The 25,400-nt window shown below is 38.1% G+C and carries 20 protein-coding genes; all 20 read left to right on the top strand.

Features of this window, described 5'->3' with window-relative positions; genetic code table 11:
- Nucleotides 1–36 precede the first annotated feature (36 nt).
- Nucleotides 37–4,350: a PolC-type DNA polymerase III gene (locus ACIQYS_RS04065; protein ID WP_402975308.1), complete on the top strand. Its 4,314-nt coding sequence runs from the start codon at nucleotides 37–39 to the stop codon at nucleotides 4,348–4,350.
- A gap of 574 nt (nucleotides 4,351–4,924) precedes the next feature.
- Complete coding sequence (gene rimP, locus ACIQYS_RS04060) at nucleotides 4,925–5,404, top strand: ribosome maturation factor RimP (RefSeq protein WP_402975305.1); 480 nt, start codon at nucleotides 4,925–4,927, stop codon at nucleotides 5,402–5,404.
- 22 nt (nucleotides 5,405–5,426) lie between these two features.
- Nucleotides 5,427–6,557 carry a transcription termination factor NusA gene (gene nusA, locus ACIQYS_RS04055; RefSeq protein WP_402975302.1) on the top strand — a complete coding sequence of 377 codons (1,131 nt, stop codon included), beginning with the start codon at nucleotides 5,427–5,429 and terminating at the stop codon, nucleotides 6,555–6,557.
- 25 nt (nucleotides 6,558–6,582) lie between these two features.
- Nucleotides 6,583–6,861: an RNase P modulator RnpM gene (gene rnpM / locus ACIQYS_RS04050; RefSeq protein WP_093263079.1), complete on the top strand. Its 279-nt coding sequence runs from the start codon at nucleotides 6,583–6,585 to the stop codon at nucleotides 6,859–6,861.
- The gene (locus tag ACIQYS_RS04045) at nucleotides 6,858–7,178 is read left to right on the top strand and encodes a YlxQ family RNA-binding protein (protein ID WP_093263075.1); all 321 of its coding nucleotides are present in this window, start codon (nucleotides 6,858–6,860) and stop codon (nucleotides 7,176–7,178) included. Before rnpM ends, ACIQYS_RS04045 begins: the two co-directional genes overlap by 4 nt.
- Nucleotides 7,179–7,182: 4 nt before the next feature.
- A complete protein-coding gene (gene infB / locus ACIQYS_RS04040; protein WP_402975297.1) occupies nucleotides 7,183–9,405 on the top strand; it encodes a translation initiation factor IF-2 in 2,223 nt (740 codons plus the stop codon).
- Nucleotides 9,405–9,683, top strand: coding sequence for a DUF503 domain-containing protein (locus ACIQYS_RS04035; protein WP_402975294.1), 279 nt, complete (start codon nucleotides 9,405–9,407; stop codon nucleotides 9,681–9,683). The genes infB and ACIQYS_RS04035 overlap by 1 nt, the downstream gene beginning before the upstream one ends.
- A gap of 22 nt (nucleotides 9,684–9,705) precedes the next feature.
- Complete coding sequence (gene rbfA / locus ACIQYS_RS04030) at nucleotides 9,706–10,050, top strand: 30S ribosome-binding factor RbfA (protein ID WP_402975291.1); 345 nt, start codon at nucleotides 9,706–9,708, stop codon at nucleotides 10,048–10,050.
- A 72-nt stretch (nucleotides 10,051–10,122) separates the two neighbouring features.
- The gene (gene truB / locus ACIQYS_RS04025) at nucleotides 10,123–11,031 is read left to right on the top strand and encodes a tRNA pseudouridine(55) synthase TruB (RefSeq protein ID WP_402975288.1); all 909 of its coding nucleotides are present in this window, start codon (nucleotides 10,123–10,125) and stop codon (nucleotides 11,029–11,031) included.
- Between the two features lie 14 nt (nucleotides 11,032–11,045).
- Nucleotides 11,046–11,993, top strand: coding sequence for a riboflavin biosynthesis protein RibF (gene ribF / locus ACIQYS_RS04020; RefSeq protein ID WP_402975285.1), 948 nt, complete (start codon nucleotides 11,046–11,048; stop codon nucleotides 11,991–11,993).
- Between the two features lie 133 nt (nucleotides 11,994–12,126).
- On the top strand, nucleotides 12,127–12,396 hold the full coding sequence (rpsO, locus tag ACIQYS_RS04015) for a 30S ribosomal protein S15 (RefSeq protein WP_093263058.1): 270 nt from the start codon (nucleotides 12,127–12,129) through the stop codon (nucleotides 12,394–12,396).
- A gap of 367 nt (nucleotides 12,397–12,763) precedes the next feature.
- Nucleotides 12,764–14,884, top strand: a complete 2,121-nt coding sequence (pnp, locus tag ACIQYS_RS04010) for a polyribonucleotide nucleotidyltransferase (RefSeq protein WP_402975281.1) — start codon at nucleotides 12,764–12,766, stop codon at nucleotides 14,882–14,884.
- A 95-nt stretch (nucleotides 14,885–14,979) separates the two neighbouring features.
- A complete protein-coding gene (locus ACIQYS_RS04005; RefSeq protein ID WP_402975278.1) occupies nucleotides 14,980–16,215 on the top strand; it encodes a M16 family metallopeptidase in 1,236 nt (411 codons plus the stop codon).
- Between the two features lie 1,129 nt (nucleotides 16,216–17,344).
- Nucleotides 17,345–17,617 (top strand): YlmC/YmxH family sporulation protein, encoded by a 273-nt coding sequence (locus ACIQYS_RS04000; protein WP_402975275.1) that lies wholly within the window; start codon nucleotides 17,345–17,347, stop codon nucleotides 17,615–17,617.
- A complete protein-coding gene (locus ACIQYS_RS03995; protein WP_402975272.1) occupies nucleotides 17,614–18,432 on the top strand; it encodes an NAD(P)-dependent oxidoreductase in 819 nt (272 codons plus the stop codon). The genes ACIQYS_RS04000 and ACIQYS_RS03995 overlap by 4 nt, the downstream gene beginning before the upstream one ends.
- Complete coding sequence (locus tag ACIQYS_RS03990; protein WP_402975269.1) at nucleotides 18,416–19,003, top strand: dipicolinate synthase subunit B; 588 nt, start codon at nucleotides 18,416–18,418, stop codon at nucleotides 19,001–19,003. The genes ACIQYS_RS03995 and ACIQYS_RS03990 overlap by 17 nt, the downstream gene beginning before the upstream one ends.
- 78 nt (nucleotides 19,004–19,081) lie before the next feature.
- Nucleotides 19,082–20,128, top strand: coding sequence for an aspartate-semialdehyde dehydrogenase (locus ACIQYS_RS03985; RefSeq protein ID WP_402975266.1), 1,047 nt, complete (start codon nucleotides 19,082–19,084; stop codon nucleotides 20,126–20,128).
- Between the two features lie 4 nt (nucleotides 20,129–20,132).
- The gene (gene dapA, locus ACIQYS_RS03980; protein ID WP_402975263.1) at nucleotides 20,133–21,014 is read left to right on the top strand and encodes a 4-hydroxy-tetrahydrodipicolinate synthase; all 882 of its coding nucleotides are present in this window, start codon (nucleotides 20,133–20,135) and stop codon (nucleotides 21,012–21,014) included.
- A 153-nt stretch (nucleotides 21,015–21,167) separates the two neighbouring features.
- Nucleotides 21,168–22,835: a ribonuclease J gene (locus ACIQYS_RS03975; protein WP_402975260.1), complete on the top strand. Its 1,668-nt coding sequence runs from the start codon at nucleotides 21,168–21,170 to the stop codon at nucleotides 22,833–22,835.
- A gap of 289 nt (nucleotides 22,836–23,124) precedes the next feature.
- Nucleotides 23,125–25,365, top strand: a complete 2,241-nt coding sequence (locus ACIQYS_RS03970) for a DNA translocase FtsK (RefSeq protein ID WP_402975581.1) — start codon at nucleotides 23,125–23,127, stop codon at nucleotides 25,363–25,365.
- The last annotated feature ends 35 nt before the right edge of the window (nucleotides 25,366–25,400 follow it).

The following is a 25,400-nucleotide window of genomic DNA, read 5'->3' as shown; positions in this document are numbered from 1 at the left end:
GCCGAGGCATAATTGATTTAAGGAGGTATCGCTAGTATGCAAGATGGTAAAATGAGAATGCACTTATTGCTGCAACAACTTGAATTAACAGAGGATTCTTTCGTTAAGTACTTTGAACATGCATCAATCACTAGATTCACAGTCCATAAAAAAATCCGACAGTGGCAATTTCAAATCCAATTATCGGCTATTTTGCCAATTGATGTATACACTATTTTACATACTCGTTTACAAGAAAAATTTGCGGGCATCGCAAGCGTTTCTTTAACGATCAAATGTGAAAATGCAAGCGTATCAGATGGGTTAGTCAAACAATATTGGACAACTGTACTAAAAGAAATGAGCGATATGTCTCCACCGCTAAAAGATTGTTTGCAAAAGCAACAACCAGAGTGGAACGGACAAATGATTCAACTAACATGTGGAAACGAGTTAGAGCTTCTCACATTAAAAAAGAAATATATAGAATTACTATCGAACGTATTTGAAGGTTTTGGTTTTCCAAAAGTAGCAATCGATTTTCGATTAGTGGAAAATACAGAAGCGATGGCAGAAGCACAAATGGCATTCTTAGAACAAAAAAGATTAGAAGAAGAAGCACTTGGGCAGAAGGCTTTATTAGACTTACAAAATAGGGAACAACAACGCCAAGATTCTGGAGACGATGTAGAGAATGGACCTTTCCAGCTAGGGATACCGTTGAAGAAAGAAGAACCGATTTTAGAAATTAGAACGATTCAAGACGAAGAAAGAAGGGTAACGATTGAAGGGTTTGTATTTGACGTTGAAGTAAGAGAACTGCGAAGTGGACGTTCGCTCCTTACAGCAAAAGTAACGGATTATACAGATTCGATTCTTGTCAAAATGTTCTCTCGCGACAAAGAGGATGCACAAATGATGGCTCGTCTTCAAAAAGGTATGTGGATAAAAGTAAGAGGATCCGTACAAAACGATACTTTCGTTCGAGATCTCATTATTATGGCGCAAGATATGTCAGAGATAAACCCTGTTATCCGTATAGATACAGCGCAAGAAAAGCGAGTAGAATTGCATATGCACTCGCCAATGAGTCAAATGGATGCAGTATCTTCGGTATCTTCCATTGTATCTCAAGCAGCAAAATGGGGACATAAAGCAATTGCTATAACCGATCATGCAAACGTACAATCGTTTCCGGAAGCGTATGCGGCTGGCAAAAAGAATGGGATTAAAATTTTATATGGATTAGAAGCAAATCTAGTGCATGATGGAGTTCCGATTGCTTACGATGAACAACATACACGACTTGAAGATGCTACTTATATAGTTTTTGACGTTGAGACGACTGGTTTATCTGCAACATACGATAAAATCATTGAATTAGCCGCAGTCAAAATGAAAAATGGTAATATTATTGATAAATTTGAACGATTTGCAAATCCGCATCATGCCTTATCTGCAACTACTATTGAGTTAACAGGAATTACTGATGAGATGGTACAAAATGCACCGGAAATTGAAGATGTCATTAAAGACTTTTATGAATTCATCGGCGATGGCATAATTGTTGCGCATAACGCTTCATTTGATATGGGCTTTTTATATGAAGGGTATCGCAGATGTGGCATTGACCACTTCACACATCCCGTAATCGATACATTAGAGCTTGCAAGATTTTTACATCCTGAAATGAAGACACATCGTCTTGGTTCTTTGGCGAAAAAATTTAATATCGAGTTGACGCAAGCCCACCGTGCGATATTTGACTGTGAAGCGACGGGATATTTACTGCTTCATTTATTGAAAGAAGCGGAAGAAAAAAATATCGAATACCATGATGACTTTAACAAACATATTGGACAAGGAGATTCTTATAAAAGAGCAAGACCTTCTCACTGCACCATTTTAGCAGTGAATGATGAAGGGCTTAAAAATTTATTTAAATTAGTGTCTCTTTCGCATACGACTACTTTTTACCGTGTTCCTAGAATTAAACGATCCGTATTACAAAAACATCGAGCAGGCTTAATCATTGGTTCCGGTTGTGATAAAGGAGAAGTTTTTGAAGGGCTTATGCAAAAACCACTTGAGCAAGTGGAAGAAATTGCGAAGTTCTATGACTATTTAGAAATACATCCAAAAGAAGTATATAGTCACTTACTAGAGCTTGAACTAGTGCGAGATGAATGGAATTTAGAAGATATTATTCGCAAGATGATTAAACTAGGGAAAAAGTTGAACCTTCCTGTAGTAGCAACAGGGAATGTCCATTATTTGCATGAAAATGATGCGATTTTCAGAAAGATATTAGTGAACTCTCAAGGTGGGGCAAATCCGCTCAATCGTCATAAGTTACCTAAAGTGCATTTCCGTACAACAAACGAGATGCTCGATGCATTTGCATTCCTTGGGGAAGAATTAGCGAAAGAAATTGTCATAACGAATCCAAATAAAATTGCGGATTCTATCGAAGAGATTAAACCGATTAAAGACGATTTATATACACCGAAAATCGAAGGAGCAGACGAAGAAGTTAGATCGTTAACTTATTCGAAAGCAAGAGAGATTTATGGAGAAGAACTACCTGAAATTGTAGAAGCTCGTATAGAAAAAGAGTTAACATCTATTATTGGGCACGGATTTGCGGTTATTTATTTAATTTCACATAAACTAGTGAAAAAATCGCTAGATGATGGATACTTAGTTGGTTCGCGTGGATCGGTTGGATCTTCCTTAGTTGCAACGCTGACAGAAATTACAGAAGTAAATCCATTACCACCACATTACGTTTGCCCAAGCTGCCAACATTCGGAGTTTTTCCAAGATGGTTCCGTCGGATCTGGGTTTGACTTGCCAAATAAGTCTTGCGTAAAATGTGATACTCCTTATGTAAAAGATGGACAAGATATCCCGTTCGAAACTTTCCTAGGATTTAAAGGAGATAAAGTTCCGGATATCGACTTAAACTTCAGTGGGGAATATCAACCGGTAGCGCATAACTATACGAAAGAGCTTTTCGGAGAAGAGTATGTTTACCGAGCAGGTACAATTGGGACGGTTGCCGAAAAAACGGCTTATGGATATGTCCGAGGGTATATGAATGATAATAATTTAACGATGCGAGGCGCAGAAATTGACCGGTTAGTGCAAGGATGTACAGGAGTTAAACGGACGACTGGCCAGCATCCCGGGGGAATTATTGTAGTTCCGGATTATATGGATATCTTTGATTTCTCGCCAATTCAATTCCCTGCAGATGCGCAAGATTCGGAATGGAAAACAACCCATTTTGACTTCCACTCTATCCATGATAATTTATTGAAACTCGATATCCTTGGACACGATGATCCAACGGTTATTCGGATGCTCCAAGATTTATCTGGAATTGATCCGAAAACAATTCCGACAGATGATCCGGAAGTTATGAAAATATTTAGTGGTACCGAATCATTAGGCGTTACAGAAGAGCAAATTGATTGTAAAACAGGAACACTCGGAATACCTGAATTTGGTACGCGCTTTGTTCGTCAAATGTTAGAAGAGACGAAGCCGTCGACGTTTTCAGAACTTGTCCAAATATCGGGTCTTTCCCATGGAACTGACGTATGGCTTGGAAATGCACAAGAGCTCATCCAAGATGGGACATGTCAATTATCAGATGTAATTGGTTGTCGAGATGACATTATGGTTTATTTAATCTATCAAGGTCTGGAACCTTCTTTAGCATTTAAAATAATGGAATCGGTTCGAAAAGGGAAAGGGTTAACACCAGAATTTGAATCGGAAATGAAAGCAAAAGGTGTAGCAAATTGGTATATTGAATCATGTAAAAAGATTAAGTACATGTTCCCGAAAGCCCATGCCGCTGCTTACGTATTAATGGCAGTTCGTATTGCATATTTCAAAGTACATTTTCCGATACTATATTATGCGGCGTATTTTACCGTTCGAGCTTCCGATTTTGATTTAATCTCTATGGTGAATGGATCGCAAACAATGCGGGCAAAATTAGATGAAATCAACGCAAAAGGACTCGATGCCGCTCCTAAAGAAAAAAGTTTACTAACAGTGCTTGAAATTGCCCTGGAAATGTCCGAGCGGGGGATTAAAATGCAGAAAGTAGATTTGTACAAATCGAAAGCAGCTGAGTTTACCATTGAAGGAAATACACTTATCCCGCCTTTTAATGCGATTCCAGGTCTTGGAACAAACGTTGCAATACAAATTACAAAAGCAAGACTAGATGGTGAATTTTTGTCGAAAGAAGACCTACAGCAAAGAGGACGAGTTTCAAAAACGATTATTGAATATATGGATGCAATGGGTTGTTTAGAAGGCCTTCCAGAAGCAAACCAGTTATCGTTGTTTTAAGATAGTGAAATATGCATGGCTAGGAACAGCATTGAGTATAAATAGTGTTGTTCTAATAAACTTCTTAATAAAATCCGGTAAAAGGATTTAGCAATGCTCTGTTACACATTTTCCAAATAAATAAATGGATAACATTGCCATACAGCAGTGTCACTGATTAAGCAAGTGAACTCTATTGATTGGAGCGGAAGGAAGGCAACTCCAGCGGAGGCCAACAGGATGTTGGTCATGAAGGCGTAGCCACACGATGTGGCGCACTTAGCCTTCGTTCCTCTGGTGAGACAGATAAGCCATCACATCGCACGCGTAGCGTCGGTGATGGCTTATCGCTCCCCTCCCCGCGGAAAACGTCCTCCCTGTAGCGGAAATTTTAGATGAAACTTATTAGTGCCCACTATTTCCGTATTATTAACTAACGATCCTCTTTACGGGGAGTTTTCTTAGTAATTTGCATGAAGAACATAAGTATGGTAATATAAAACTACCAATGTTTCATAGTTCTGTGACGAAAGAGTGGGATTTCCCGCTCTTTTCTGTTGTTATATAGAAAATCATTGTTGTGTAGGAGGCTTATATGAGTAATATTACAAGCGAAATTGAGAACCTTGTAACGCCTATTTTACAAGAGTTGAACTTAGAGCTTATTGACATTGAATATGTAAAAGAGGGTCGCGATTGGTTTTTACGAATCTATATTGATACACCGACTGGTGGTATAGATATAGAACAATGTGCTCAAGTTAGTGAAAAACTAAGCGAAAAATTAGACGTAGTTGACCCCATTAAAGAAAATTATTTTTTAGAAGTTTCTTCACCAGGAGCAGAGCGTCCATTGAAAAAAGATGCGGATTTTACTGCAGCGGTTGGAAAATATGTTTTCATTAAAACGTATGAACCGATTAATGGCGCAAAAGAATTTGAAGGGACATTGCTTTCCTTTTCAGTAGAAGAAGGCGCATTGATAGAAGTTCGTGTGAAAACAAGAAGAGTTAAAATTCAAATTGATAAAGAGAAAATTGCGCTTGCTCGTTTAGCAATCGATTTCTCTGCATAATGTATATTGAGGAGTGATAGCGATGAGTAGTGATTTATTAGATGCGTTAACGGCGCTCGAAAAACAAAAAGGCATTGCAAGAGATGTGCTAATTGAAGCAATTGAAGCAGCGTTAGTAACTGCATATAAACGTAATTTTAACCAAGCGCAAAATGTACGAGTAGATATTAATTTAGCAGTGGGAACTATGCTTGTTTATTCTCGTAAAGATGTAGTGGAAGAAGTAACAGACGACCGCCTACAAATTTCGTTAGAAGACGCTCAAGCGATTAATCCCCATTATGCCATAGGGGATATCGTGGAAGAGGAAGTAACTCCACGTAATTTCGGTCGTATTGCCGCACAAACAGCGAAACAAGTGGTGACACAACGCGTACGTGAAGCAGAACGTGGGCTTATTTACGAAGAGTATGTAGATCGCGAAGACGATATTGTAAATGGAATCGTGGAGCGTCTAGATGCACGTAATATTTACGTAGGATTAGGTAAAGTAGAAGCAGTTCTTCCAGCGAATGAACAAATCCAAACAGAAACGTATCGCCCCCATGATCGTATTAAAGTGTATATTACGAAAGTGGAACGAACTTCTAGAGGACCTCAAGTGTTTGTTTCTAGAACACACCCGGGCTTCCTTCGCCGCTTGTTTGAAATGGAAGTTCCAGAAATCTTCGAAGGCATCGTCGAGATAAAATCGATTGCCCGTGAAGCAGGAGACCGCTCGAAAATATCCGTGTATGCGCATAACGAAGAAATCGATCCAGTCGGCTCATGTGTTGGAGCAAAAGGAGCTCGCGTACAAACAATTGTAAACGAGTTAAGCGGAGAAAAAATCGACATTGTAGAATGGTCAGAAGATCCAGTCGTTTTCGTTGCAAATGCACTTAGTCCTTCCAAAGTATTGGATGTACAAGTAAACGAAGAAGAGAAATCTACTACAGTAGTAGTTCCAGATTACCAACTATCTCTTGCAATTGGAAAAAGAGGCCAAAATGCTAGACTTGCGGCTAAATTAACTGGTTGGAAAATTGATATTAAGAGTGAAACAGATGCAAGAGAATTAGGAATTTATCCAAACGAAAACTCTCCTAAAGTCATTTTAGAGAGTTTCGATGATGAAATGGATGATTTCGATTTTTATAAAGACGAAGAGTAAGAATAAGCAAGGATGGTGAGCTTGTATGGCTATTCAAAAGAAAATACCATTACGTAAATGTGTTGCTACTGGTGAAATGTTCCCGAAAAAGGAAATGATTCGGATCGTTCGTTCAAAAGAAGGCGAAGTTACGGTCGATTTAACTGGAAAAAAATCAGGTCGTGGCGCATACGTATCTAAAACGATCGAAGCGGTAAACCAAGCGAAAAAGAAAAATTCGTTAGCTAATCATTTAGAAGCTTCAATTCCAAATGAAATATATGATGAATTGATCGTTATCATCGAAAGAGAAAAACTAAAATGACCATAGAGCAGCAAATTACCCAATTGCTTGGACTTGCAACACGTGCAAGAAAAACGATATCTGGTGAAGAGTTAGTCGTCAAAGAAATAAGAAGTAAAAAAGCAAAACTTGTCATTTTAGCATCAGATGCTTCTGACAATACAGCAAAAAAACTGAATGATAAATGTGCATCTTTTAACGTTGAGCTGCATGTCTTTGGAGACCGGCACGATCTCGGACATGCGACGGGAAAAGAGGCCAGAGTGGCAATAGCCATTATGGATGACGGTTTCGCTAAAAAACTGTCCGGCCTTCTCAACGAATATAACCGGGGGTGAGCTAATGACTAAAATCAGAGTTCATGAATACGCGAAACAAATAGATAAATCGAGTAAAGAAGTTATAGAGCAACTAGGAAAGCTTAATATTCAAGTGACGAATCATATGTCGATGCTTGAAGGAGATGCTGTTCAAAAATTAGATGGTATTTATAAAAAGTCTACCGCTAAACCTAGCAAACCAGCTCAAAACCAATCACAATCAAGACCAGCTGGGCAATCACAATCAAGACCAGCAAATCAATCACAATCGAGACCAGTAAATCAATCGCAAGCAAAACCGACTCAAACTAGCACGAACCAAGGCTCAAATAATCAATCAAAAGATAAAAAGCCTTTTAATAACAATAATCGCCCAGGCGGAAATAACCGACCAGGCGGGCAAAATAGACCCGGACAAAAATTCCAAAAAAGAAGAAAAGGTCCAACAACTCCTGTTCAACCGCCAGTACCGAGAAAAGAAAGAGAACTTCCTGAAAAAATTACATTTACTGAGTCACTAACAGTAATGGAGTTAGCGAAAAAACTTGGTCGTGAACCAGCAGAAATTATTAAAAAACTGTTTTTACTTGGCGTAATGGCAACGATAAACCAAGAATTGGATAAGGATGCAATTGAGTTAATTTGTGCAGACTACGGGGTAGAAGTAGAAGAAGAAATTAAAATCGATATTACAGATTTAGAAGTACATTTCGAAACTTCCGAAGAAGACGCAGCTAACTTATCAGAACGTCCACCAGTTGTTACAATTATGGGACATGTTGACCACGGGAAAACAACGTTATTAGACTCCATTCGCCATACGAAAGTTACGGCTGGAGAAGCTGGTGGGATTACACAACATATTGGTGCTTACCAAGTAGTGGACAACGGTAAAAAAATTACATTCCTAGATACACCTGGACATGCTGCATTTACAACAATGCGTGCACGTGGAGCAAAAATAACGGATATTACCATTCTTGTCGTTGCTGCAGATGATGGCGTTATGCCACAAACTGTTGAAGCGATTAACCACGCGAAAGCTGCAGAAGTACCAATTATCGTTGCTGTTAACAAAATGGATAAACCATCTGCAAACCCGGATCGTGTTATGCAAGAACTTACCGAACACGGTTTAGTTCCAGAAGCGTGGGGCGGGGAAACGATTTTCGTTCCAATCTCTGCATTAAAAGGTGAAGGAATTGATAGTCTACTGGAAATGGTATTGTTAGTATCAGAAGTTGGAGAACTAACTGCTAATCCAAAACGTCTTGCAAGAGGTTCTGTCATTGAAGCTCAACTTGATAAAGGTAGAGGGTCAGTTGCAACGCTATTAGTACAAGATGGAACACTTAAAGTTGGAGATCCAATCGTAGTAGGTCATGCATTCGGGCGTGTTCGTGCAATGGTGAATGATCTTGGACGTCGAGTAAAAGAAGCCGGCCCATCTACACCAGTAGAAATTACTGGATTAAATGAAGTACCACAAGCAGGGGATCGCTTCGTTGTATTTGAAGATGAAAAAACAGCTCGACAAGTTGGGGAAACTCGTGCTTCCCTAGCGCAAGTTAACCAACGATCTGAAAAAACTCGTGTGACTTTAGACAATTTATTTGATCAAATGTCGCAAGGGGAAATGAAAGAGCTAAACTTAATCGTTAAAGCAGACGTTCAGGGAACTGTAGAGGCAATGGCGGCTTCATTGATGAAAATTGAAGTTGAAGGTGTAAATGTTCGAATCATTCATACTGGTGCCGGAGCAATTACAGAGTCGGATATTAGCCTTGCAGCAGCTTCTAACGCTATTGTAATCGGATTTAATGTTCGCCCTGACACGAATGCAAAACGTGCAGCTGACGAAGAAGGCGTAGATATCCGCTTACACCGCGTTATTTATAAAGTAATCGAAGAAATTGAATTTGCAATGAAAGGATTACTTGATCCTGAATTCCAAGAGAAAATTATTGGGCAAGCAGAAGTTCGTGAAACATTTAAAGTGTCAAAAGTTGGAACGATTGCTGGTTCATACGTAATCGAAGGTAAAATTACGAGAGACAGTGGTGTTCGAATTATACGCGATTCCATCGTCATTTTCGAAGGTGAATTAGATACATTAAAACGTTTCAAAGATGACGCGAAAGAAGTAGCAAAAGGATACGAATGTGGTATTACGATTAAAAACTTCAATGATATTAAAGAAGGCGATATTATCGAAGCGTATATTATGGAAGAGATTAAACGATAATGATCGTTTATGCAGAGTGTGATTTTCTAATTCCTACTGCACATTCTTTGAAAGAAAAAAGAGCAGTTCTTCAACGAACGCTCTCTCGCACCAAACAAAAGTTCAATGTTTCTATTTCCGAAATTGATCATCAAGATGTATGGCAGCGGACGACTATAGGAATCGTATGTGTTGCTTCCCAAAAGGATGCTGCTGAACGAGAGCTTACACATGCCATCGGCCATTTAGAATCTTTTCCGGAATGGGAATGCATTGATATAAGAAAAGAACATTTATGATAGAAAATGAGGTGTAGCCATCATGTCGATGCGCGCTAACCGAGTTGCTGAACAAATGAAAAAAGAGTTAGGCGATATTATTGGCCGAAAATTAAAAGATCCTCGTATCGGATTTGTTACGGTAACGGATGTTGCAGTAACAGGTGATTTACAGCAAGCGACAATTTATATAACTGTCCTTGATGGAAACCGAGAAGATACGTTAAAAGCTTTAGAAAAAGCAAAAGGATTTATCCGTTCGGAAATCGGACAACGTATTAGATTACGTATAACGCCTGAACTGTTATTTGAATTTGATGAGTCAGCAGCTTATGGTAATCGAATAGATGATTTACTAAGACAGATTAACAAATCATCTGAAGAGTAATAAACAAAGAAGTCTGCTTAAAACAACAAGCAGACTTCTTTGTTGTATCTTATGAATTTAGAGGTGAACTATATGTACGAAGGTATACTTCCTTTATGGAAAGAAAAAGGAATGACTTCCCATGATTGCGTATTTAGATTACGCAAACTATTAAAAATGAAACGAATCGGCCATACAGGTACATTAGATCCGAACGTAGAAGGTGTTCTACCTATCTGTTTAGGGCAAGCAACAAAAGTATCCGAATATATTATGAACGAAGGCAAGACATATATTGCGACCGTTTTTATTGGTTCATCCACTTCAACAGAAGATGCAGACGGAGAAGTAATCGAACAAAATAATGAAGAAAAACACTTTTCACGAGCGCAAATTTTAGAAGTACTTAAACAACTAACTGGAGAAATCACCCAAACCCCACCAATGTATTCAGCTGTTAAAGTAAATGGGAAAAAGCTTTATGAATATGCAAGAGAAGGAAAAGAAGTAGAACGTCCGAGTAGACAAGTAACCATCTATAAACTGAGCTTACTAGACGACCAGGAATATTTTTCTGGTAATAATATACAATTCACGATTGAAATAGGATGTAGTAAAGGGACATATATTCGAACTCTTGCCGTACAAATTGGGGAACTACTTGGTTATCCTGCACATATGTCATCCTTAGTACGAACAACCTCGGGCAATTTTACGAAAGCACAATGCTTAACACTTCAAGAAGTACAACAAGCAGTAGAAAGTAATCTACTAAATGACGCTATTTTACCATTAAAAGATGCGTTAGGGCATTGGCCAACCATCGAAATAACAGATGAAACAAAAAAGAGTATTACAAACGGGCAAGTAGTAGAATCTCATCCATTATTAGAGATAAATGATAAAATTATATACACATTACATTCCAATCCGATTGCTATTTATATTAAACATCCAACAAAAGATGGTATGATGAAACCAGAGAAAATGTTTTCAGCTTAAAAAAGGAGATTAATATGGAAGTATATCACTTATCTTATCCGAATCATTTATATAATAACAAAAAAAATGAACCCTATGCTTTAGCTATTGGTTTCTTTGATGGGGTACATGCTGGTCATCAAGCAGTTATTCAGGAAGCTTTAAATAAAGGAAAAGAGCAAAACATGAAAACGGCTGTAATGACTTTTGACCCACATCCTTCCTTAGTTCTTGGTGGTAGGAAAGAACAAATATTTTATATAACACCACTTGAACAAAAAATAGAAATATTGAAAGAGCTACAAGTAGATGCTGTTTTTGTTGTACGTTTTACATCTGATTTTGCGAAATTGACTCCTTCACAATTCATCGAATCGTTTATCAAACAAGCAAACGTGAAGCATGTTACAGCAGGTTTTGATTTTACATTTGGAGCTTTTGGGAAAGGAACGATGGAAGACATGGAACAACTTTCAAAAGGAGAATATACAGTTTCTGTTGTTGGTAAGCAAGTACTATCCGGAGAGAAAATTAGCTCTACTAGAATAAGAGAAGAGTTAAAAGCGGGAAATATGGAAAAGGTAAAAGAATTACTTGGTCGGCCGTTTATGTTATCGGGAGTAGTTATTCACGGCGATAAACGAGGAAGAACGATCGATTTTCCGACTGCTAATATACAACCCGCTGAAGGTCAATACACTCCTGCAACCGGAGTATATGCGGTGAAAATTCGCGTCCAAGAGAAATGGTATGATGGGGTTTGTAATGTTGGGTTTAAGCCAACTTTTAATAATCCAGATGAAAAAAAATTATCGATTGAAGTACATATTATCCATTTTGATCAATCTATATACGGAGAAGAAGTAATTGTGCATTGGTATAATCGAATTCGCTCTGAGCAAAAGTTTGATGGAATAGAAGCATTAAAAGCACAAATTGCAAAGGATAAATTAGTGGCAATCGATTATTTCAAACAAGCATAATTTGTTGCTTCGTATAAAATAATATGTTATTCTGTAAAAGTACAAAATTGTACTCAACCTTTCCTTGGCTTTTTCGATTCTCCAACGATTGCTCAGGAACAGGGGATATTATGAATTTTAGGAGGAAACAAACATGGCAATTACAAAAGAACGTAAAAATGAATTAATCGCTGAGTTCAGAACTCACGAAAGCGATACAGGATCTGCTGATATTCAAATCGCAGTTCTAACTGAAGAAATCAATTCTTTAAACGAACATTTACGTACACACAAGAAAGATCATCACTCACGTCGTGGTCTATTCAAAATGGTTGGACGTCGCCGTAACTTGTTAAAATACTTACGTGAAAACGAAGTACAACGTTACCGTGAGCTAATCGCAAAACTTGGTTTACGTCGATAAGATACTACTTAGGAAAGCGGGATTTATCCCGCTTTTTCTTATGTCTAGGAAACAAAAAACTATGACGTTTGGATGGCTTTCTATAAATGAGTCCTTGTCTAGACTCCAGCGCAAAGCTCGTCACAAACAAAAGCGTTTGTGGTGACTGAGGAGCTACCTCCTGGGCCTGCACGAAGCAGGTCATACAGTCGTTGCGACACGATGTAGCAAACTTAGACTGTATTCCTCTAACAGAGGCGCTTCCGCTTTTTTTATTTGCGTAAAATACTTCGCATAGTTTTGGTTTTTTTGATACACTACTTATGATACATATAACTTTTATATACGTTATTCAAGCAGTTTTGAAGTTGAGAGGAGTTTTGATTAAATGAGTGAAAAGAAAGTGTTTACGTACGAATGGGCAGGTCGTCCGTTACAAGTAGAAATCGGACAACTTGCAAAGCAAGCAAATGGAGCAGTATTAGTTAGATACGGGGATACAAGTGTATTATCTGTAGCAACTGCTTCCAAACAACCCAAAAATTTAGATTTCTTCCCCCTAACAGTGAACTATGAAGAAAAATTATACGCTGTTGGTAAAATTCCTGGTGGATTTATTAAACGGGAAGGACGCCCTTCTGAAAGAGCGATTTTAACAAGTCGTTTAATCGACCGTCCAATTCGTCCATTATTTCCAGACGGTTTCCGTAATGAAGTACAAGTAATCTCCATCGTAATGTCCGTTGATCAAAACTGCTCATCTGAGATGGCAGCAATGCTAGGTTCTTCTTTAGCACTTAGCGTGTCAGACATTCCGTTTGACGGCCCAATTGCGGGAGTTCAAGTTGGTTTAATTGGAGACGAATTGATCATTAACCCAACTGTTGAACAAATGGAAAAAAGCACACTAGATTTAACAGTTGCGGGAACAAAAGACGCGATTAATATGGTGGAAGCTGGAGCGAAAGAAGTTTCAGAAGAAGTCGTATTAGAAGCAATCATGTTCGGTCATAGCGAAATTATTAAATTGATTGAGTTCCAAGAACAAGTAGTTGCTGAAATTGGAAAAGAGAAAAAAGAAATTCCTCTTTTTGAACTAGATAAAGAACTTTTGGAAGAAGTAAAAGGCATTTGCGAAACAAAACTTGTACAAGCTATTCAAGTTCAAGAAAAACATGCACGTGAAGATGCTATTACGGAAGTAAAAAATGAAGTATTAGAACAATATACAGAAAAAGAAGCAGATGAATCAACGTTAAAACAAGTGAAAGAAATTTTAGATGCAATGGTGAAAGAGGAAGTTCGCCGTTTAATCACAGAAGATAAAATCCGTCCAGACGGTCGTGGCGTAGCAGAAATTCGTCCTTTATCTTCTGAGGTAGGCGTCTTACAAAGAACACATGGTTCTGGATTATTTACTCGAGGCCAAACACAAGCATTAAGTATTTGTACTTTAGGGCCACTTGGCGATGTACAAATTATTGATGGCCTTGGTTTAGAAGAAACAAAACGTTTCATGCATCATTACAATTTCCCGCAATTTAGCGTTGGGGAAACGGGCCCAATTCGTGCTCCAGGTCGTCGTGAAATCGGACATGGTGCCCTTGGTGAGCGTGCGTTAGAAGCGGTTATTCCAGATGAAGCAGATTTCCCATATACACTTCGTCTAGTGGCAGAAGTATTAGAATCGAATGGTTCTACTTCTCAAGCAAGTATTTGTGCATCAACGCTTGCGATGATGGATGCAGGTGTTCCGCTAAAAGCTCCAGTAGCAGGTATAGCAATGGGTCTAGTGAAAAAAGGCGAAAACTACACGATATTAACCGATATCCAAGGGATGGAAGATCATCTCGGAGATATGGACTTTAAAGTTGCTGGTACATCTAAAGGGATTACAGCACTTCAAATGGATATTAAAATCGAAGGATTATCTAAAACGATTTTAGAAGAAGCACTTGAACAAGCGAAAATTGGTCGTATGCAGATTTTAGAAAGCATGCTTGCAACAATTAACCAACCACGTGAAAAATTATCCGAATACGCACCGAAAATTACAATGATCAAAATTAATCCAGACAAAATCCGTGATGTAATTGGACCTGGTGGTAAACAGATCAATAAAATCATTGATGAAACTGGCGTAAAAATTGATACCGAGCAAGATGGTACAATTTATATTGCATCACCAGATGAAGAAATGATTGCACGTGCGAAACAAATTATTGAAGATATCGTTCGAGTAGCCCAAGTAGGCGAATATTATTTAGGAAAAGTAAAACGCATTGAAAAATTCGGTGCTTTCGTAGAAATATTCAACGGGAAAGATGGTCTCCTACACATTTCGGAAATTCAAGAAGAACGTACGAAAAATGTAGAAGACGTGCTTAAGCTTGGAGATGAGCTTCTAGTGAAAGTAATCGAAATTGACAATCAAGGTCGCGTAAACCTATCTCGCAAAGTCGTATTAAAAGAAGAAAAAGAACGCGAAGAGCAAAAAGAAAACCAATAATCATATATTTTCCAGTAACGTAATGGGTTGACCGTAGAAATGTTTCTACGGCAACTTTTTTTAATACTTGAATAAACTAGGCAGAGGTGCAAATATTGATAAAGAAAATTACTTGTAATAATGGGCTTCGGATTGTTGCTGAACACATTCCTCATGTGCGTTCTGTAGCGGTCGGAATATGGGTGCAAGCCGGTTCTAGATATGAACTTCCAGAAGAAAATGGTTTAACACATTTTATCGAGCATATGTTGTTTAAAGGGACAGAAAAAAGAACGGCTAAACAAATAGCAGAGGAATTCGATCGAATTGGCGGTAATATTAACGCGTTTACATCGAAAGAAAATACTTGTTACTACGCAAAAGTATTAGATCATCATGCAAAGCACGCTGTGGAAATACTCGCAGATATGTTCTTCCATTCTGTATTTGACCCAATTGAAATTGAAAAAGAACGACAAGTCGTTTTAGAAGAAATAAATATGGTAGAAGACACGCCAGATGATATTGTCCATGAGTATTTATGGAGAGAAATGTATGGAAATCACCCATTAGGAGCACCTATTTTAGGAACAGTGGAAACGCTGAATACCTTTACAAAAGAAATGATTTTATCGTATATGGAAAAGCATTATATCCCTGAAAACGTCGTTATTTCCGTAGCGGGTAATATTCCAGAAGGACTTACTGATTACGTTGAATCGTTATTTGGAAAGTTCTCATATACGAAATCACAGGATATTACTGATTTTGCTACTCCGGTGATGAGCCCTATTTATACCGAAAAAAGTAGAGAAACAGAACAAGCACATATTTGTTTAGCGTATCCTGGTTTAGCAGTAAAGGCTGATAATATTTATAGCTTAGTCATCCTAAATAATATTTTAGGTGGAAGTATGTCATCTAGATTATTCCAAGAAATTAGAGAAGATAAAGGGCTCGCCTACTCTATTTACTCTTATCATTCTTCTTATGAAGATACTGGGATACTTGCTGTGTACGGGGGTACTTCTAGCAATCAATTAAACGAATTAAAGTCTTCTATTAACGATACGATTCAGACGATTATTCAGAACGGATTTACAGAAACCGAAGTATCAAATGCAAAAGAGCAATTAAAAGGGAATTTATTATTAGGTTTAGAAAGTACGAATTCACGGATGAGCCGCAATGGTAAAAACGAGTTGTTATATGGAAAACATCGCTCACTTGATGAAGTGAGTGAAACAATAGATGAAGTAACACTGGCATCTGTGATGGATCTAGCAAAAGAAATTTTTTCATACAAACCTGCTATATCCATTATCATGCCTAAAAACGCCGATCAATCATGATCGACGTTTTTTTTATACCCTTTTCAGTTTATTTTAGCTACTAAAGAAAAAACGATGGTCTATTGTTATATGTTTCGTTTCGCTTTAAAGGGATAATGCGTCGTAAAAAAGCGCTGTTTAGTGCCTGCTAGGATTTCCGCTACAGGGCGGACGCTTTCCGCCGGGTGAGCGATGAGCCATCGCCGACGCTTACGCGTTCGCCTGCGATGTCTCATCTTTCTCACTCATCCGGCAGGAGTCGCCGCCCTTCCGCTCCAATCCACCCAAATTGCTAGCTAATCAGTTTCACTGCTCTAAATTCAATCTTATGTAGTATTTCCAGAAAGTGAAATCCAATAAGTGGTTGAACGAGACTGAATACGCAGTAAACAAGAAGAAGCCCATCTCGAAAGCGACAAATTGGCCGCTGAACACGACCACCAATCTAATCCAACAGATACCGTGGTGTGTGCTTTATCTCTAAACTGTATAGTATTTCGATATATAAGTATCCAGTAAATGGCTAAGCGCATTCAATTAATTATTGAAAGCAACTAGTTCTATTCGAAAAGCAACTAAATTGCGCGAGAGCACCCAAATTGCTAGTGAAAGCAACCAATTCTTATAATAACAAGTTTACTTAGGGTGAGACGATAATGAATACAGGATATTATCCCAATAAATAGTTGGGTGAAACGAACTTTATCTTAGTAAATGCTCCATTTATTTGAGAAGTATTTTCTAATTAGGTTTAATAAATATTGCGTAGTGGACTGGATAAATTTAAATCTCTGATAACTGCATATGCCAATATAGCAGGAAATTCCCATTGATTGGAGCGGAAGGCGGCGACTCCGACGGGATCAAGTGAGATAGATGAGACTTCACAACGTACGCGCAAGCGACGGTGAAGGCTCATCGCTCACCCCGTGGAAAGCGTCCGCCTGCAGCGGAAATCATTACGGACACTAAATCGAGCTTTTTACGCGGCATTATTCCTATTATGCACAACACTCATTGAGCTGCTGAATTTTCTCCGTCCATGCTTCAGACATTAAGTTGCCCTTAAAGCTTGATTGCTTTATTTCTTATTCACTATGTCTAATAAAATGGCATATACATAAATAGAAAGAAATAAGGAGGGAAATGATTGTTACTTTCGGAACTGGCAGAAAAAGAATTAATACAAGTGAAAGACGGTGCGAGATACGGGAAGCTAGCGGACACAGAACTACTTTTCAATCCAAAGACAGGTAAAATAGAAGGATTTGAAGTTTTTCAAAAGACAGCATCTTTTTTTCAAGCAAACAAAGCAAATAAGAAAAAAGAATTTATTGCTTGGGAAGAAATCATCCTTATTGGTAAAGATCGTATATTATTCAATGAAACAGATTCTTCCAGTGAAGCAAGTGAATATTCATGAAGAAAAAATGTCTTATTATTGGAACTGACCTGCGCTTATCCTACTTCCACACAGCAATTAGTAACGACTTAGACACAAAATTATTGGCCACGATGAAGTGGGATGACGAACTAAAAGATGCAATCGATCAATTTGAACCACATATACTATTTTTGCCGATTCAACCACTTCAAATGGAATGTCCTTTTATTCTACCAGAATCGTGCGAAGTCCTATTTGTTGGCAAAAAAAATGAAGAGATCAAGCAAGAAATAGAGCGTAAGGACATTCAAGTGTTTGCCTATTTAGAAGATGAGCAATATATTTGGGATAATGCCAATCTTACTGCAGAAGGATTTATAAATTATTTTTATAAACATGAAAAAAAAGCGATTTATAATAAGCAATTTATCATTACAGGTTATGGGAGAGTAGGGAAAAGACTTGCTTATGCATTGCATCACTTAGGAGCAAAAGTAGTAGTTTCCGTACGATCGGAACATCAATTATTTGAAGCGAAAAGTTACGGTTATGACATAGAAACGTTTGAAAATGTATTAGAAAAACAAAAGAGTCAATCGGCATATTTGATCAATACTATACCATCCAGATGGTTAGAAAATACACAGGCGGATTGCTTTAAACAAGTTTTCGATCTTGCTTCCAATCCAGGATGTTTACTCGATCCAGAGGAAAACATACCATCTAATTATGCGCTTGCGACTAGTTTACCTGGCATGTATTTTCCAAAAGATGCTGGTTTACTTATTGCCCAGTCGGTTCAAAATCATTTGTCTTTTTTAAAGGAGGAAAAGTATAGTGTTGAAAGATCTTAGAATAGGTCTTGGTATTACGGCATCTCATTGTACGTATGAGGAAGTAATACCGATGATTAAACAATTTAAAGAAGTAGGCGCGATAGTTGTGCCTATTATTACGTATTCTGTATTAACAGCAGCAACCCGGTTTGGAACAGGAGAGGAATGGATTGAAAAGATTGAATACGCAAGTGGCAGTAAAGTAATTTCCAAAATTGTAGAAGCAGAGCCTTTTGGACCGACTAATCCACTTGACTGTATGGTCATTGCACCGATGACTGGTAATTCGATTAGTAAACTGGCGAATGCGCAAACAGATTCACCTGTTTTAATGGCTGCAAAAGCAACATTACGAAATGGAAAACCAGTTGTTCTAGGTATATCTACAAACGATGCATTAGGATTAAATGGGATGAATATCATGAAGCTTTTGTCTACAAAAAATATTTATTTTATTCCTTTTGGTCAAGACAATCCTCACTCTAAACCAAACTCACTAATCGCTGATTTCACAAGTATTGTACCTACTGTGGAGCATGCCATCCAGAAAAAACAACTACAGCCTCTGCTCATAACGCATTTATCATAAATATAAATAGTGATGTATTTTCATGTATAATATGATACAATATCGCCAATATGTTTTGATTTTAGGAGGAGAGCTTTTATGTCACAAGGTTATACAGTAGCAGTAGTAGGAGCGACAGGTGCTGTCGGTCAAAAAATTATCGAAAAGTTAGTAGAAAGAAGCTTTCCATTTTCAAAGTTAAAGCTTTTAGCTTCCGAACGATCTGCAGGTAAAGAAGTGGAAGTTAATGGTTTAACATATACGCTCGAGGAAGCTACACCAGAATCATTCGAAGGAGTAGACGTTGCATTTTTTTCGGCAGGTGGCTCTATCTCGAAGGGGCTAGCAAAAGAAGCAGTTAGTCGAGGAGCAATCGTCGTCGACAATACAAGTGCATTTCGAATGGATAAAGATACACCACTTGTCGTTCCTGAAGTCAATAAACAAGCGTTACATGCACATCAAGGGATTATAGCTAATCCTAATTGTTCCACTATTCAGATGGTTTGCGCGCTTGAACCTATTCATAAACAGTATGGTTTAAATAAAGTCATAGTCTCCACTTACCAAGCAGTTTCAGGTGCAGGTGCAGCGGCAATCGATGAGTTAATAACACAAAGTGAAGCAATTAAAGAAAAAGATCCGAATCCAACGATTTTACCAGTAAAAAGCGCAGAGAAGCATTATCCAATTGCAGGTAACGTTATTCCACAAATTGATGTATTTGAGGAAGATGGTTTTACATTTGAAGAGCATAAAATGATGAATGAAACGAAGAAGATTATGTCACTTCCGGGGCTCTCTATTGCGGCAACTTGTGTTCGGGTACCCGTCGTAACTGGTCATTCGGAATCTGTTTATATCGAGATAGATAAAGAGAATGTAACAGTAGATGAGTTGAAACAATTACTTGCGAATACAAAAGGGATCACTTTGCAAGATGCTCCGGAACTACAGCAATATCCGATGCCTTATTATGCAACAGATAAAGATGATGTTTTTGTCGGACGTATTAGAAAAGATCCTTCTAATACTAATGGCTTCCACATGTGGATCGTATCTGATAATCTATTAAAAGGTGCAGCACTTAACTCCATTCAAATTGCGGAAGCATTAATTGAGGAACGTATTTTAAAAGAGGTGTAATTAAATGAATATCGGTCATATTTCAACAGCAATGGTTACTCCGTTTGCGGAAGACGGATCCATTGATTTTATTGCAACAGAAAAGTTAATCGAACATTTACTAAAAACTGGAACGGAATCACTCGTTGTTTGCGGAACAACTGGAGAGTCTCCAACATTATCAACGGACGAGAAGCTGGCACTCTTACAGTTTGTAGTAGAAAAAGTAAATAAGAGAGTTCCGATCATTGCAGGAACGGGGAGTAATAATACAGCCGCATCGATTGACTTGTCACAAAAGGCAGAAGCACTTGGCGTGGATGCACTGATGATTGTTACCCCGTATTACAATAAACCAAACCAACGAGGAATGATTGCGCATTTTGAAGCAATTGCAGATGCTACAACATTACCGATCGTTGTATACAATATTCCAGGACGCTCGGTCGTAAATTTAGAAGCTGATTCCATGATCGCTTTAAGTAAAATCCCATCTATTCAAATCGCAAAAGAAGCGAGTGGGAATTTGGATCAAATGACGAAAATTTTAGCTGGTACAGGTGATGACTTCAGAGTTTATAGTGGAGATGATGCGTTAACTCTACCGTTATTAGCACTTGGGGGAGCCGGAATAATTTCAGTCGCATCTCATGTTATTGGGAACGATATGCAAGAAATGATACAAGCATTTCTTGCTGGAGATCAACAAAAGGCTGCGAACATCCATCAAGCGATCTTACCAGTTATAAACGGATTGTTCGCACAACCCAATCCGGTAGTAGTGAAATATGCACTTTCCAAAGTGGGAGTGGAAGTAGGCTCTCTTCGATTACCACTCGTAGAAATGACAGACGACGAGAAAAAAGCATTTGACCTTATTTGGGAAGAATACTTGAAAAATAAATAAATTTACCAAAAAGACTGAGGAAAGTTAAAGTGATACCCTTCACTCGGGGCATTTAATTTTCTTTCTGTCTTTTTTTTATTTGTGTGAATCGTTGTCGTTCGATATAATAAAAAATAGTGGATGTTGGTCGGGTAAATATTAGGAGGAAAAGATTTGGTTAAAGTAAAAAATGAACTTATTCGCATTATCCCACTCGGTGGAGTAGGGGAAATCGGAAAAGCAATGTATGTAGTAGAAATAGATGAAGAAATATTTGTCGTAGACAGTGGACTTATGTTCCCTGAAAATGAAATGCTTGGAATTGATATCGTCATTCCAGATATTACGTATTTAGAAGAAAACAAAGACCGAGTAAAAGGGATCTTTTTAACGCATGGACATGAAGATGCAATTGGATCCATTTCGTATTTATTGCAAAAAGTTCAAGCACCTGTTTACGGTTCAAAATTGACCATTGCTTTAGCAAAAACGCATGTAAAAGCATTTCCAACGAAACAAGCAGTCAAATATTTTGAAGTAACAAACAAAAGTCGCATGAATTTTCAAAGTACACATGTAACATTCTTCCACACAACACATAGTATCCCAGATTCACTTGGAATTGTTTTTCATACGTCAGAAGGTGCAATCATACACACGGGCGAATTTAAATTTGATCAATCAGCAAAAGGAAAATATCGTCCGGATATCGCTAAAATCGCTGGACTAGGAGAAGAAGGAGTATTCATTCTTTTATCCGATTCAACGGAAGCAGAAAGACCGGGTTATACAACTTCAGAAGCGGTTATCGAAAATCAACTATCCGAAACATTCCACGCAGCTCGTGGTCGTATTTTAGTAGCTTTATATGCATCGAATTTTATCCGTATTCAGCAAGTTTTAGATAAAGCAGCTGAAACTGGAAAAAAAGTAGCGATAGCGGGAAAAACATTAGAAAATACGTTCCAAATTGGATTGGATCTTGGGTATTTCACAGTGCAAGAAGACACACTTATTTCGATAAAAGAAATTGCCAAGCATGAAGACGAAAATGTTGTAATCATCGTTTCTGGAAATCAAGGAGAACCGTTAGAAGCGCTTGAAAAAATGATTCGTAAACACCACAAAGATATTAAAATTAAAGATACAGACACTGTGCTCATTACGTTCACTCCTTCACCAGGAATGGAAGTTGGCATGTACCAAACGATGAACCAAATCGCAAAAGTAGGCGCAAAAGTATTGACTGCTAGCAAAAATGTCCATGTATCCGGACATGGTAGCCAAGAAGATTTAAAAATGATGCTTAACTTAACGAAACCAAAATATTTCATTCCGATTCAAGGGGAATATCGTATGTTAATGGCTCACTCGAAAGTAGCGCAAGATATTGGTATGACAAAATCAGAAATATTTATCGCGGATAAAGGGGATATTGTCGAATACAAGAATGGTAAAATGCGCATGAGTGGAAGAGTACAAGCTGGTAACGTACTTATTGATGGAATTGGTGTAGGGGATGTTGGAAATATCGTTTTACGTGATCGTAAGCTTCTTTCTCAAGACGGTATTTTTATCGTAGTAGTTACATTGAACCGCGCTCAAAAGAAAATAGCGTCTGGTCCAGAAATTCTTTCAAGAGGTTTCGTCTATGTACGGGAATCAGAGGAACTAATGGAGGAATCAGCGCAATTAGTTCGAACAATTGTTGAAAAATATGTGAATAAAGAAACGTTTGAATGGACAAACATAAAACAAGAAATCCGTGATACGCTAAATTCATATTTATTCCAACAAACTAAACGCCGTCCAATGATTATCCCGATTATTATGGAATATTAATATGAATAATAGAGGGATTTCCTTTCCGATAACGGAGGGAAATCCCTTTTTATAAGAGATAAGAAAGTATAAGCTTTTTTACTCAGTATCAATCCAGCTCCAGCGCCTTGCCCCACGGGGTCAAATGGAAAAAAGCTGCGGTGGCTGAAGAGCTGCCTCCTCGCTTTTCCCCATTTGCCTGTCAGGGCAGACATAGGCGCTTGCGCATTTCTTATAACGAAAGCAGGTGATATTGTTGGCACAACAAAAGAGAAAACCAACTAAAAAAGCAGCACCCCAAAAACAAACAATGCATCCACTAATGTTTGAAATAATTGGATTGCTCATAATCGGACTAGCAATCATTTCCTTTTTTGAATACGGTCTAGTCGGTCGAGGACTCGCTTATATCGGCTATTTTCTATTCGGAAATTGGCATATCGCCATTCCTTTTATATTTATCGTATATGCACTTATCATTATGATGAAGCAAACCTTCCCAGCATGGAATCACCGTCTCTTATTGGGAAGTGGGTTTATATTAAGTAGTTTATTGCTATTTAGTCATTTAGCACTTTTTCAACAGTTATTTGAAGGAAAAGGATTAATGACAAATTCAATTTTAAGGGAAAGTTATCGTGTGTTAGTGGAAAGTGGAGGTATAACAAATCAAACGAGTTCGCTTGGCGGTGGTATAATAGGGGCTATTTTATTTGCAGCTTTTCATGTTTTGTTTGATTCTGCTGGAGCTAAGATTGCTGGATGGCTATTGTTATTAATAGGAATTATTTTATGGACTGGAAAAGCGCTTGTACCGTTAGTAATTGAAATAGCACCAATACTTAGAGAAAAAGTAGTCAATCGAAAGAAAAAGAAAAAGAAAAAACCAGCACCAACTAAAAAGACAGGAAGACGTTCGAAGAAAGAAACGTTACAAGAGGAAGCGGTGACCGTCCACGAGGAGATCCTTACGATTAGAGAACAAGAGGTAGAACAAGTTACAGCACCTATCATTTCCGCCTTTACAGAACGGATCGTAAGAAAAGAAGAAAAAGTTGAACCAGAAGAAATAACCGATCCAATCGAGATTAATATGGAAACAGAAGAAGTAGAAAATGAGGATTATCAATTACCTCCGATTACATTATTAGATGCACCCGAACATAGTGACCAAAGTGGCGAGTTAAATGCACTTCAAGCAAATGCACAAAAACTAGAAAAAACGTTTTTAAGCTTTGGCGTTAAAGCAAAAGTAACGCAAGTACATTTAGGGCCGGCAGTGACAAAATACGAAGTACTGCCTGATGTTGGGGTAAAAGTAAGTCGGATTGTCAGTTTACATGATGATTTAGCGCTAGCGCTTGCTGCAAGAGATATTCGTATTGAAGCGCCTATTCCTGGTAAATCTGCTATTGGGATAGAAGTACCGAACACAGAAGTTGCCATCGTCAGCTTGAGAGAAGTTTTAGAAGCGGAAGAAAATAATAAACCGAATTTAAAACTACTCATAGGATTTGGCCGTGACGTAACAGGACAAGCAGTGCTTGCACAATTAAACAAAATGCCCCATCTATTAGTAGCGGGTTCAACTGGAAGCGGAAAAAGTGTCTGCATCAACGGAATCATTACAAGTATTATGATGAGAGCAAAGCCACATGAAGTGAAAATGATGATGATCGATCCGAAAATGGTAGAGTTAAATGTATATAATGGAATACCGCATTTACTTGCTCCAGTTGTTACGGATCCTCGAAAAGCATCACAAGCACTGAAAAAAATCGTTTCGGAAATGGAACGACGATATGAGTTGTTCTCGCATACTGGTACACGAAATATGGAAGGCTATAATGAGTATATTGACAAATGGAACGAAGAAAACGAAGAAAAACATCCGAAGCTTCCATATATCGTTGTAATTGTGGATGAGTTAGCGGATTTAATGATGGTTGCATCCAATGATGTAGAAGATTCCATCACGCGTTTGGCACAAATGGCACGTGCTGCTGGAATTCATTTGATCATTGCGACACAAAGACCGAGCGTGGACGTTATTACAGGGATTATAAAAGCAAATATTCCTTCCAGAATTGCGTTCGCTGTGTCTTCTGCGATCGATTCCCGCACAATACTCGATATGGGAGGAGCAGAAAAACTTTTAGGTCGTGGTGATATGCTATTTTTACCAGCTGGAAGTTCAAAACCAGTTCGTGTGCAAGGGGCTTATTTGTCTGACGCTGAAGTAGAGCGTATGGTAGACTTTGTCATTGAACAGCAAAAAGCAAATTATCAGGAAGAGATGATTCCAGATGAAGTGGAAGAATCTCAAGAACAAGTAGATAGGGACGAGCTTTATGACGATGCTGCTCAATTAGTAACAGATATGCAAACTGCATCGGTGTCTCTAATCCAAAGACGGTTTAGAGTAGGCTATTCAAGAGCCGCAAGAATCATCGATCAACTCGAAATGGGTGGAATAGTAGGACCTTATGAAGGAAGTAAGCCACGTCAAGTACTTATCTCAAAAAACGCTGTAGATCCTGATTCTATATGACAAAAAGATTACAAATAGATAAAGTTTATGTAAAG

The organism is Psychrobacillus sp. NPDC096426, from assembly GCF_044762745.1.
GTDB lineage: Bacteria > Bacillota > Bacilli > Bacillales_A > Planococcaceae > Psychrobacillus.
This window is presented reverse-complemented; position numbering and strand designations above follow the sequence as displayed.

What these genes read in the sequence shown, in the direction of transcription:
- ACIQYS_RS04045 (WP_093263075.1), top strand. Translation starts at nt 6,858, where the DNA reads ATGACCATAGAGCAGCAAATTACCCAATTGCTTGGACTTGCAACACGT.
- ACIQYS_RS04065 (WP_402975308.1), top strand. Translation starts at nt 37, where the DNA reads ATGCAAGATGGTAAAATGAGAATGCACTTATTGCTGCAACAACTTGAA.
- rpsO (WP_093263058.1), top strand. Translation starts at nt 12,127, where the DNA reads ATGGCAATTACAAAAGAACGTAAAAATGAATTAATCGCTGAGTTCAGA.
- truB (WP_402975288.1), top strand. Translation starts at nt 10,123, where the DNA reads ATGTACGAAGGTATACTTCCTTTATGGAAAGAAAAAGGAATGACTTCC.
- rimP (WP_402975305.1), top strand. Translation starts at nt 4,925, where the DNA reads ATGAGTAATATTACAAGCGAAATTGAGAACCTTGTAACGCCTATTTTA.
- dapA (WP_402975263.1), top strand. Translation starts at nt 20,133, where the DNA reads ATGAATATCGGTCATATTTCAACAGCAATGGTTACTCCGTTTGCGGAA.
- ACIQYS_RS03985 (WP_402975266.1), top strand. Translation starts at nt 19,082, where the DNA reads ATGTCACAAGGTTATACAGTAGCAGTAGTAGGAGCGACAGGTGCTGTC.
- ribF (WP_402975285.1), top strand. Translation starts at nt 11,046, where the DNA reads ATGGAAGTATATCACTTATCTTATCCGAATCATTTATATAATAACAAA.
- rnpM (WP_093263079.1), top strand. Translation starts at nt 6,583, where the DNA reads ATGGCTATTCAAAAGAAAATACCATTACGTAAATGTGTTGCTACTGGT.
- ACIQYS_RS03995 (WP_402975272.1), top strand. Translation starts at nt 17,614, where the DNA reads ATGAAGAAAAAATGTCTTATTATTGGAACTGACCTGCGCTTATCCTAC.
- infB (WP_402975297.1), top strand. Translation starts at nt 7,183, where the DNA reads ATGACTAAAATCAGAGTTCATGAATACGCGAAACAAATAGATAAATCG.
- ACIQYS_RS04035 (WP_402975294.1), top strand. Translation starts at nt 9,405, where the DNA reads ATGATCGTTTATGCAGAGTGTGATTTTCTAATTCCTACTGCACATTCT.
- ACIQYS_RS03970 (WP_402975581.1), top strand. Translation starts at nt 23,125, where the DNA reads ATGCATCCACTAATGTTTGAAATAATTGGATTGCTCATAATCGGACTA.
- nusA (WP_402975302.1), top strand. Translation starts at nt 5,427, where the DNA reads ATGAGTAGTGATTTATTAGATGCGTTAACGGCGCTCGAAAAACAAAAA.
- pnp (WP_402975281.1), top strand. Translation starts at nt 12,764, where the DNA reads ATGAGTGAAAAGAAAGTGTTTACGTACGAATGGGCAGGTCGTCCGTTA.
- rbfA (WP_402975291.1), top strand. Translation starts at nt 9,706, where the DNA reads ATGTCGATGCGCGCTAACCGAGTTGCTGAACAAATGAAAAAAGAGTTA.